We start from the raw sequence: 8,748 nt of genomic DNA on the forward strand, positions 1-8,748 counted from the left end.
ATTCYTTTCCCTCACTCCCCTAAAGACCGAGTCTCATGAAACGGCGCGCACGCGACCCGAACCTTGTCCGGCACCCGCTGCGGATTGAACTGCGGATCGACGCATACTAAACGCACCAGAATTGTGACCAAATGACGGCTATCTGTGTGCTCCCAGCGCAACACTTGCTGTTCAATTTCAAGGCTGGCCCCACCGAACTTCACCACACGGCTGCGCACTTCCAACGCATCGTCCAACCGGGCGGGGCCGCGATAGTCGATTTCCGCCGAACGCACCACGAAGAGCGTACCGTCTTCGTCATACAGTTTTTGTGGCACAATTCCCACAGCGCGCAGCATTTCCGTCCGCGCCCGTTCTGCGAAATTCAAATAGTTGGCGTGATAGACCACGCCGCCCGCGTCGGTATCGGCATAAATCACGCGCAGGGGCAGGCGGTGCCAACCGTCTGCAATCTCGCCGGAGGTCGGGGCGAGGGGCGCAAAGGTGGTGCTCATTCGGGCTCGTCTCCTAGGAGGCTGAGTTGCTGTTCCAAATCGCGCGGCGGACTGCGCCCGAGCAGTTTCCAGCCGTTCGGGGCCAGCATGCGCCCGCGCGGCGTGCGCTGGATCAGCCCCAACTGCATCAGATAGGGCTCGATCACCTCTTCGATCGTGTCGCGCGATTCCGACAGGGCGGCAGCGAGCGTTTCCGCGCCGACCGGCCCGCCTTCATAGGTGTCGGCGATGCAGGAAAGATAGCGCCGGTCCATCGCGTCCAGCCCCATCGGGTCGACATCAAGGCGCGACAGGGCCGCGTCCGCCGCCTTGCGGTCGATGGGCGAAACCCCCGCAACGGACGCGAAATCGCGCACCCGGCGCAGCAACCGCCCGGCAATGCGAGGGGTGCCGCGCGAGCGTTTGGCGATTTCAAACGCGCCCTCTTCCGTGAGCGGCATCTCCAGCAGTCGCGCGCCGCGCGCCACAATCGAGGTGAGTTCTTCCGGGCTGTAGAACTGCAAGCGCAGGGGAATGCCGAAACGCTCGCGTAAAGGGGTCGTCAGCAGGCCCGACCGCGTGGTTGCGCCAACCAGGGTAAAGCGCGGCAGATCGATGCGGATGGAGCGCGCCGCCGGGCCTTCGCCGATGATGAGATCAAGCTGAAAATCCTCCATCGCCGGATAGAGGATTTCCTCAACGGCGGGGCTGAGGCGGTGGATTTCATCGATGAACAGCACGTCGTTCGGCTGCAAATTGGTCAGCAGCGCCGCCAGATCCCCGGCCTTGGCGATCACCGGGCCGGAGGTCGCCCGAAAGCCGACGCTGAGTTCGCGCGCGACGATCTGCGCCAGCGTCGTCTTCCCCAAACCGGGCGGGCCGAAGAACAGCACATGGTCGAGCGCTTCACCCCGACCCCGTGCGGCTTCAACGAAAACCTGCAAATTCTCGCACACGGCGCGCTGGCCGACGAAATCCTGCAAGCGTGCCGGGCGCAAGGCCGCCTCGCCGCCCTCGGCAACGGAGGCATCCAATAACGGACGGCGCGTTTCGGGCGTTTCGCTCATGCCGGGCTCAGAGCTTTCAGACCGGCGCGGATCAGGTCAGCCAAAGCCGGTTCCGCCCCGCCGTCGCGCTGCTGCTGCGCCAGCTTGACCACGACCGTAAAGGCATCCGACCGGCCATAGCCGAGATTAACCAGCGCCGAAACGGCTTCGGCTTCCACCGTTCCATTGGTTTCGATGGCGGGCGAAAGGCTGGGAGCCGTCCGCGCCATCGCACCCAGAGCGAGGCCCGCAACCTTATCCTTCAGTTCGGTGAGCAAGCGCACCGCCAGCTTCGGTCCGACGCCATCGGCGCGCGCCAGGGCATTCTTATCACCGGAGGCAATCGCCTGAACCAGTTGATCGGGCGTCAGCACACTCAGCAGCGCTAACGCCACGCGCCCGCCGACGCCTTGGACGGTTTGCAGCAGCCGAAACCAGTCGCGCTCGGCAGTATCGCGGAAGCCATAGAGCAGCAGCGCGTCTTCCCGCACCACGGTTTCGATATGCAGCGTCGCGGGCTGGTTCATTTGCAGCGTGCCGAGCGTGCGCCCGGAGGCCGCGACGAGATAGCCGACGCCGTTGACGTCGATCACCGCATAGCCCGCGCCTAAATCCCGAACAATGCCTTTCAACCAAGCGATCATCGGCTTCGCGCCAGTAGGGCCAGATCGATACCGCCCATACGCTGCGCGGTTTGGGCGTGATGGGCGTGGCAGATCGCCACCGCCAAAGCATCGGCAGCATCCGCGCCCGGCAGCACGAGGCCGGGGAGAAGTTTCCCGACAACGAACATCACCTGCTCCTTATCCGCTGCCCCCGCGCCCACAACCGATTTCTTCACCGATTTCGCCGCATATTCCGCCACCGCGAGCCCCGCCCGCGCCGGAACCAGCAGGGAGACCGCACGCGCTTGGCCAAGCTTGAGGGTAGAGGCGGCGTTGGTGTTCACGAAAGTCTCTTCCACCGCCGCGCAGTCGGGCTGGTAGGTGTCGAGCACCTTTTGCAGCCCCTCATAAAGCTGCGCCAGCCGGTCCGACAGCGCCGCTTTTGGGTCGGACGTGACCGTTCCGCAGGCAATGCCCTTCAGCCGGGAGCCTTGGGCTTCGATCACGCCCCAGCCGGTGCGCTGTAATCCCGGATCAAGGCCCAAAACCCGCATCAATTTAGCCCGCCAGCTTGGCGAGCTGCTCCTCGGAGATATCGTAATTGGCGTAGACGTTCTGCACGTCGTCGTTATCGTCGAGCGTATCGATCAGCCGGAACAGCTTTTCGGCGACCTCATCCGACACCGGATTGAGCGTTTGCGGTGCCCAGATCAGCTTTGCCGATTCCGGGGCGCCGAAGGCCGCTTCCAGCCCCTCGCGCACGGTGGCGAGATCGTCGGTCGCGCAGGTAATATCGTGCCCGTCTTCCGAGCTTTCGACATTCTCTGCGCCCGCGTTCAACGCCGCCTCGAACACCGCATCGGGGGTTCCGACCGAGGCCGGATAATGGATCTGGCCCACCCGGTCGAACATGAAGCTGACCGAGCCGGTTTCCCCCAGCGCGCCGCCCGATTTGGTGAAGGCCGAGCGGACTTCCGACGCCGTGCGGTTGCGATTGTCGGTCATCGCTTCCACGATCACGGCGATGCCGCCCGGCCCGTAGCCCTCGTAGCGCACTTCATCGAAATTGGTATCGTCGCCGCCGCCCTGGCCGCGCTTGATGGCCCGATCGATCGTGTCTTTCGGCATATTGGCGATTTTCGCCGCCGTGATCGCCGCGCGCAGGCGCGGGTTCATCGACGGGTCGGGCGCGCCGGTTTTGGCCGAAACGGTCAGTTCCCGGATCAGCTTGGTGAAGATCTTCCCGCGTTTGGCGTCTTGCGCGCCTTTGCGGTGCATGATGTTTTTAAACTGGGAATGGCCAGCCATAGGTCCGCTACTCTTATTGTCAAGTCTGACGGTAATACATGAGATCGGCGCGACCCTAGACCATTCCCGCGCTAAAGGGAATCGCGGAAAAAGCGGGGCACGGAAAAAGCACAGCGGAGACAAGCATAAGCCACAGCCAGGGGTGGCACATGCTTGCGCTCGATACTGAAAAACAGTATCATCTCACTGCAATGGGCAAACCTGAACGGACCAAAGCCGCCATCTTCGCCGATCCGATCCGCGCGGATATCCGCTGGACGGACATTGAGGCCCTGCTCCGCGCCGAAGGGGCTGAAATATCGGAAGGTCGGGGATCGCGCGTGCGCATCGCCCTTGGCGGATGCAAGGCGGTCTTTCATCGCCCGCATCCAGGCGACCAGACCGGCAAGCCGACGTTACGCGATGTCCGGGATTTCTTGATTAAGGCCGGGGTAAAACCATGAACACGCTAGAGCATCGCCATTACGTCGCTACGGTGGAGATCGACGAAGACGGCGGGTTTTTCCACGGTCGGGTCATCAATACCCGCGACGTTCTGACGTTTCAGGGTAAAACCGTTGCCGAGTTAAAAGCAGCTTTCGCCGATACGATTGCCGACTATGAAGAATGGTGCAAGGAGCGGGGCGAGCCGCCGGAAAAACCCTATTCGGGCCGCCTCCTTCTGCGGTTGCCGCCGGAATTGCACTGCGCCTTGGCGACGGCAGCCGTTAAATCGGGCCAGAGCCTCAATCGGTTCGTCACCGAAACCCTGGCCCGCGCTGCCACATAGTTCACAGCCCCCGCAAATGCCCGAGCAACCCTTGCGTCATCGGGTCCGCCACCGCGCCCGGTGCGGCTTGCACGGCAGGAAGCAGGGCGGTTGCCAGTTCCTTGCCGAGTTCCACGCCCCATTGATCGAAGGCGTTGATGCCCCAGATCGCCGCCTCCACAAACACCCGGTGCTCATAAAGCGCAATCAGCCTCCCCAGCGTGTAGGGATCAAGTTTGCGATAGGCGAGCGTGATTGACGGGCGGTTGCCGGGGAAGACTTTATAGGGGGCGAGCCGGTCCACTTCCGCCGCAGGGAGCCCTGCTGAAACGAGCTGCGCCCGCGCTTCTCCCAATGTTTTCCCCCGCGCTAAGGCTTCGCTTTGGGCAAGGCAGTTGGCCAGCAGCAGCGTGTGATGCTCGGCAAGCTCAGGCTCGTGGCTCTCGGCGGCGATCAGGAACTCGCAGGGGATAATATCGGAGCCCTGATGCAGCAGTTGATAGAAGGCGTGCTGGCCATTGGTGCCGGGTTCGCCCCACACCAGCGGGCCGGTGCTCAAACCCTCCGGTAAGGGGGCACCGTCACGCGTGACCAGCTTGCCGTTCGATTCCATATCGAGCTGCTGCACATAGGCGGGCAGCCGCGCGAGGCGTTGGTCGTAGGGCAGCAGCGCCCGCGCGCCGTAACCGCAGATATTCCGATGCCAAACGCCGATGAGCCCCAGCAGCACGGGCAGGTTTTCGGCGAGCGGTGCGGTGCGGAAATGCGCATCCATCGCCCGCGCCCCCGACAGAAACGCCTCGAAATCCTGCGCACCAATAGCGATCATCACCGGCAGCCCCACCGCCGACCAGACCGAATAGCGCCCGCCGACCCAATCCCAGAAGCCGAAGACGCGGCCGCCATCGATGCCGAAGGCCGCCGCCTTATCGAGCGCCGTCGAGACCGCCGCGAAATGATCTTCCACCGCCCGCTCGCCCAAGGCCGCCACCAGCCAGCGCCGGGCCGATTGAGCGTTGGTCATCGTTTCAATCGTCGTGAAGGTTTTCGAGGCGATGATGAAGAGGGTCCGCGCCGGATCAAGCCCCTTCAGCACATCGTGCAGATGCGCCCCATCGACGTTGGAGACGAAATGCACGCGCGGCCCATCATGGTAGGGCGCGAGCGCCAGCGTCACCATCACCGGCCCCAGATCGGACCCGCCGATGCCGATATTCACCACGTCGGTAAAGCGCCCGCCGTCGGTCGCGGCAATAGCGCCGCTGCGTACGCCTTCGGCAAACCCTTCTAGCCGGGCGAGCGAGGCCCGCACCAGCGGCATAACGTCGACGCCCTTGACGCGAACCTCTGCGTCCGGCCCGGCCCGTAAGGCCGTGTGCAGAACGGCGCGGCCTTCGCTACGGTTGATCGGCTCGCCCGAGAGCATGGCGTCGCGCTGGGCGGCTACCTGGCGTTCCTCGGCCAGAGCCAACAGCGCTGCCAGGGAATCCGCCGTCAGCGCCGTTTTGGAGTAATCCAGCAACAAATCATCCTGTTTGGCCGAAAGCCGCCCAAACCGCTGCGGGTCCGCCGCAAACAAGGCGCGCAAAGACTGGTTCGTTTTCAGCGCGCGCAGCGCCGCCCAAGAAGCCGACATGTTTCCCCCCGTATTTATGTAGCAAAGGTACAGAGCCGCGCCATAAGCTCAAGCCCGAAGTGAGTCCGGGTGGACGATTTCCACGTCAGAGCGCGGGCGGCATGCCATGCGCTGCCAGGATACCCGCTGTTCGTTTCCTGCGAAAGCCTTGCTCCGCGCCAATGTGGTGGTTATCGTCCGCGCGCCCAAACTTTTAGCGGTGGACCAGTAATTATGACCGAGGCTGCCCCCTCTCTTTTCGGAACCGTCGAACCCTTCGCCGGGGATCCTATTCTGTCGCTGAACATCGCCTTCCAGGGCGACCCGCGCACCGAAAAGGTGAACCTCACCATCGGCATCTATATGGACGGCGCGGGCAAAGTCCCCGTTCTGCCCTCGGTGAAGGCCGCTGCCGATAAGCTCGGTTTCGGCGTGCGCTCCTATATTCCGATGGAAGGGCTGCCGGAATACCGCCGTCTTGTGCAAGAACTGGTGTTCGGCAAAGCCCATCAGGTGCTGGCCGAAAAGCGTGTGGCGACCATTCAATCGGTCGGCGGTACGGGCGCGCTGAGCGTTGCGGCCGATTTTCTGGCGAAGCACGCGCCGGGCCGCGCCGTCTATGTGAGCGACCCGACCTGGGACAATCATCACGGCCTGTTCCAGCGCGCCGGGTTCGAAACCAAAACCTATCCCTATTGGGACGGCGCGACCCGCACTCTGCGCTTCGACGATATGCTGAAGACGCTGGAAGAAGCCCCCGCTGGCAGCATCGTTATCGTTCAGCCGGTCTGCCATAATCCGACCGGCGTCGACCTCAGCCGCGCCCAACAGGACGCGCTGACCGATCTGCTGATCGAAAAAAAGCATATCGCTGTCTTCGATATGGCCTATCAGGGCTTCGCCGATGGACTGGAAGAGGATGCAGGCTTCGTGCGCCGCTTTGCGGACCGCACGTCCTCCTTCCTCGTCGCCAACAGCTTTTCCAAGAATTTCTCGCTCTACGGCGAGCGTTGCGGCGGCCTCTCGGTCGTTTGTACCGCTGCCGATGAAGCGGATCGGGTGTTGGGGCAGTTGAAGCTCGTCGTGCGCCGCTCCTACTCCAACCCGCCGACCACCGGCGGCCTGCTCATCGCCACCGTCCTCGGCGATCCCGCCTTGCGCGCCCAGTGGGAAGCGGAAGTCGCCGACATGCGCGTGCGGATGAAGGACATGCGCGAAAAACTCGCCGCTGAAGTGAAGAAACTCTCGAATGAAATCGACGTGGGCTTCATCACCCAGCAGCGCGGCATGTTCAGCTACACCGGCCTCAGCAAGCCGCAAGTGGTGCAGATGCGCGATAAGGACGGCGTCTATCTGGTCGAATCGGGCCGCATGTGCGTCGCCGGTCTGACCGATGCCAATGTGGCGGCAGTGGCAAAAAGCCTGGTGGCGGCACGGGCGGCGTAACGGGGCACGCCCCAACCCGCTCTCACCGTGAGTGCGGGTTGGGGCTATTCTTGAATATCTCATTTATGGTACAAGGATATCCCAACAAGGATTATCCTGATGCCCCTTTATGTCCGCGATGATGATGTTCTGGCGCTTGCCGTGGAACTGCAACGTTTGACAGGGGCACCTACGAAGACCGAAGCGGTTCGACAAGCCCTCCGGCATGAAATCGAACGCACTCAGCAGGCCCGCCCCTTACGCGAAAAACTGGCGCGCGCAAGAGCTAAAGCCGATGAAATCGGTGTCGGCGGCGATCCTGATTTCGATATGAAAGCCTATACCGACGCCCTTTGGGCCCGCATATAATGTTCATCGATGCCTCGGTCATTGTCGCGATTTTGGTGCCAGAGGCTGATGCGGAAGTATACTTGGAGCGACTTGAAAAGCACGGCGGTCCGTTTTTTCTCTCGCCTCTTGTACGCTTTGAAGCCGCGATCTCGCTTGCCAGGGCCAAACTGCGATCTAGAAACGATCATCGCAATCCAACCCCCGAAATGATTGCCCTAACCCGAGATGCGGTCGATTACTTCATCGAAGATCTCCAAATTCAGGAAATCCCGATTTCATCCGCCATCGGCGTGGCAGCCCTCGACGCGGCAGTGACCTATGGCAAAGCCGTAGGCCATCCCGCCGATCTGAATTTCGGCGATTGCTTCGCTTATGCCTGCGCTAAAACGCACCGACTGCCCTTGCTCTATAAAGGTAATGACTTCGCCAAGACTGATCTGGCGCAACCCCCTACATCCGCGCATCCACCAGATGCACCGCCGCCGCCCCGGCCTCGTAGCCGAATTCCTTCAACTGCCGCCAATCGGCTCCGCTGAGCTGCGTTACGGGAAGCGGCAGCAGATCGTTACTGCGGCGGGTGACGTGCTGGGCCAGGACGCGCCCAAAGACCGTGCCGGGGCCGATGCCGCGCCCGTTGTAGCCGGTGAAGGCGACCATTTGCGGCCCCAATTCGAAGAAGCGTGGCAGGGCGTCGTCAGTCATGCCGATCCAGCCGTACCATTCGTGCGCGAAAGCAGCCCCTTCGAGCGCCGGAAACAACTTCACCATCGCCCGCCGTGCCCAATCGGGGTGTACCTGCTGGCCGCCCGCGCGCAAGGCGCCGACGCTGCCGAAGATGAGCCGCCCAGCGGCATCCAACCGGAAAGAACTCAGCACCTCTTTCGTATCCCACGCGCCTTGCCGACCGGGGATGATCTCTTTCAGTAAATGCTCCGGCAACGGTTCGGTCGCGCACTGGAAATAGGGCAGCCGCACGAGGGCCTGCCGGATCATTTGGAACGGGCCGGAGGAAAAAGCGTTGGTGGCGACGATCACCCAATCGGCGGTAACGCTGCCGCCCGGCGTCATCAGCCGCCAGACCGTGCCGTCGCGCTCGCAGCCCTGCACGGGGGAGTTTGAATAGACGGTAGCCCCCGCCGCCATCGCCGCCCGCCCGAGGCCGCGCGCATAGGCCAGC

General features: G+C 62.8%; 12 protein-coding genes. 5 read left to right on the forward strand and 7 right to left on the reverse strand.

The window, feature by feature from the left end; all coding sequences use genetic code 11:
• Window positions 1–11 precede the first annotated feature (11 nt).
• The 5 genes from ybgC to VZ95_RS08815 are packed head-to-tail and all read right to left on the reverse strand — an operon-like array spanning window position 12 to window position 3,432.
• Window positions 12–494 (reverse strand): tol-pal system-associated acyl-CoA thioesterase, encoded by a 483-nt coding sequence (gene ybgC, locus VZ95_RS08795; protein WP_052711619.1) that lies wholly within the window; start codon window positions 492–494, stop codon window positions 12–14.
• Window positions 491–1,540, reverse strand: a complete 1,050-nt coding sequence (gene ruvB, locus VZ95_RS08800; RefSeq protein ID WP_045775519.1) for a Holliday junction branch migration DNA helicase RuvB — start codon at window positions 1,538–1,540, stop codon at window positions 491–493. The genes ybgC and ruvB overlap by 4 nt, the downstream gene beginning before the upstream one ends.
• Window positions 1,537–2,163 (reverse strand): Holliday junction branch migration protein RuvA, encoded by a 627-nt coding sequence (gene ruvA, locus VZ95_RS08805; RefSeq protein WP_045775520.1) that lies wholly within the window; start codon window positions 2,161–2,163, stop codon window positions 1,537–1,539. The genes ruvB and ruvA overlap by 4 nt, the downstream gene beginning before the upstream one ends.
• Window positions 2,160–2,678, reverse strand: a complete 519-nt coding sequence (gene ruvC / locus VZ95_RS08810; protein WP_045775529.1) for a crossover junction endodeoxyribonuclease RuvC — start codon at window positions 2,676–2,678, stop codon at window positions 2,160–2,162. The genes ruvA and ruvC overlap by 4 nt, the downstream gene beginning before the upstream one ends.
• Window positions 2,679–2,682: 4 nt before the next feature.
• Complete coding sequence (locus VZ95_RS08815) at window positions 2,683–3,432, reverse strand: YebC/PmpR family DNA-binding transcriptional regulator (RefSeq protein ID WP_045775521.1); 750 nt, start codon at window positions 3,430–3,432, stop codon at window positions 2,683–2,685.
• A gap of 149 nt (window positions 3,433–3,581) precedes the next feature.
• Here VZ95_RS08815 and VZ95_RS08820 point away from each other — a divergent pair, with 149 nt between their 5' ends.
• Both VZ95_RS08820 and VZ95_RS08825 read left to right on the forward strand, forming a co-directional pair.
• Window positions 3,582–3,875, forward strand: coding sequence for a type II toxin-antitoxin system HicA family toxin (locus VZ95_RS08820; protein ID WP_232302564.1), 294 nt, complete (start codon window positions 3,582–3,584; stop codon window positions 3,873–3,875).
• The gene (locus VZ95_RS08825) at window positions 3,872–4,201 is read left to right on the forward strand and encodes a type II toxin-antitoxin system HicB family antitoxin (RefSeq protein ID WP_045775522.1); all 330 of its coding nucleotides are present in this window, start codon (window positions 3,872–3,874) and stop codon (window positions 4,199–4,201) included. Before VZ95_RS08820 ends, VZ95_RS08825 begins: the two co-directional genes overlap by 4 nt.
• 1 nt (window position 4,202) lies before the next feature.
• On the opposite strand, the gene pgi is transcribed toward VZ95_RS08825, so the two are convergent.
• Window positions 4,203–5,816 (reverse strand): glucose-6-phosphate isomerase, encoded by a 1,614-nt coding sequence (pgi, locus tag VZ95_RS08830; protein ID WP_045775523.1) that lies wholly within the window; start codon window positions 5,814–5,816, stop codon window positions 4,203–4,205.
• 213 nt (window positions 5,817–6,029) lie between these two features.
• On the opposite strand from pgi, the gene VZ95_RS08835 reads away from it, so the two are divergent.
• The 3 genes from VZ95_RS08835 to VZ95_RS22910 all read left to right on the forward strand — a co-directional run bounded on the left by VZ95_RS08835 (window position 6,030) and on the right by VZ95_RS22910 (window position 8,107).
• Window positions 6,030–7,241 carry an amino acid aminotransferase gene (locus tag VZ95_RS08835; RefSeq protein ID WP_045775524.1) on the forward strand — a complete coding sequence of 404 codons (1,212 nt, stop codon included), beginning with the start codon at window positions 6,030–6,032 and terminating at the stop codon, window positions 7,239–7,241.
• A gap of 99 nt (window positions 7,242–7,340) precedes the next feature.
• Entirely contained in the window at window positions 7,341–7,589 is a 249-nt protein-coding gene (locus VZ95_RS08840; RefSeq protein ID WP_045775525.1) for a type II toxin-antitoxin system VapB family antitoxin, read from the forward strand.
• The gene (locus tag VZ95_RS22910) at window positions 7,589–8,107 is read left to right on the forward strand and encodes a type II toxin-antitoxin system VapC family toxin (RefSeq protein WP_045775526.1); all 519 of its coding nucleotides are present in this window, start codon (window positions 7,589–7,591) and stop codon (window positions 8,105–8,107) included. The genes VZ95_RS08840 and VZ95_RS22910 overlap by 1 nt, the downstream gene beginning before the upstream one ends.
• On the opposite strand, the gene VZ95_RS08850 is transcribed toward VZ95_RS22910, so the two are convergent.
• Window positions 8,022–8,748: NAD(P)/FAD-dependent oxidoreductase (locus VZ95_RS08850; protein ID WP_045775527.1), on the reverse strand; the 727-nt coding region annotated here is incomplete at its 5' end. The genes VZ95_RS22910 and VZ95_RS08850 overlap by 86 nt on opposite strands.

The sequence above is a fragment of the Elstera litoralis genome, from assembly GCF_000963705.1.
Lineage (GTDB): Bacteria > Pseudomonadota > Alphaproteobacteria > Elsterales > Elsteraceae > Elstera > Elstera litoralis.

Bases quoted from the DNA above. Each gene is read 5' to 3' on its own strand.
- VZ95_RS22910 (WP_045775526.1), top strand. From the start codon at position 7,589: ATGTTCATCGATGCCTCGGTCATTGTCGCGATTTTGGTGCCAGAGGCT.
- VZ95_RS08820 (WP_232302564.1), top strand. From the start codon at position 3,582: ATGCTTGCGCTCGATACTGAAAAACAGTATCATCTCACTGCAATGGGC.
- VZ95_RS08815 (WP_045775521.1), bottom strand. From the start codon at position 3,432: ATGGCTGGCCATTCCCAGTTTAAAAACATCATGCACCGCAAAGGCGCG.
- VZ95_RS08835 (WP_045775524.1), top strand. From the start codon at position 6,030: ATGACCGAGGCTGCCCCCTCTCTTTTCGGAACCGTCGAACCCTTCGCC.
- ruvC (WP_045775529.1), bottom strand. From the start codon at position 2,678: ATGCGGGTTTTGGGCCTTGATCCGGGATTACAGCGCACCGGCTGGGGC.
- ybgC (WP_052711619.1), bottom strand. From the start codon at position 494: ATGAGCACCACCTTTGCGCCCCTCGCCCCGACCTCCGGCGAGATTGCA.
- ruvB (WP_045775519.1), bottom strand. From the start codon at position 1,540: ATGAGCGAAACGCCCGAAACGCGCCGTCCGTTATTGGATGCCTCCGTT.
- pgi (WP_045775523.1), bottom strand. From the start codon at position 5,816: ATGTCGGCTTCTTGGGCGGCGCTGCGCGCGCTGAAAACGAACCAGTCT.
- VZ95_RS08840 (WP_045775525.1), top strand. From the start codon at position 7,341: ATGCCCCTTTATGTCCGCGATGATGATGTTCTGGCGCTTGCCGTGGAA.
- VZ95_RS08825 (WP_045775522.1), top strand. From the start codon at position 3,872: ATGAACACGCTAGAGCATCGCCATTACGTCGCTACGGTGGAGATCGAC.
- ruvA (WP_045775520.1), bottom strand. From the start codon at position 2,163: ATGATCGCTTGGTTGAAAGGCATTGTTCGGGATTTAGGCGCGGGCTAT.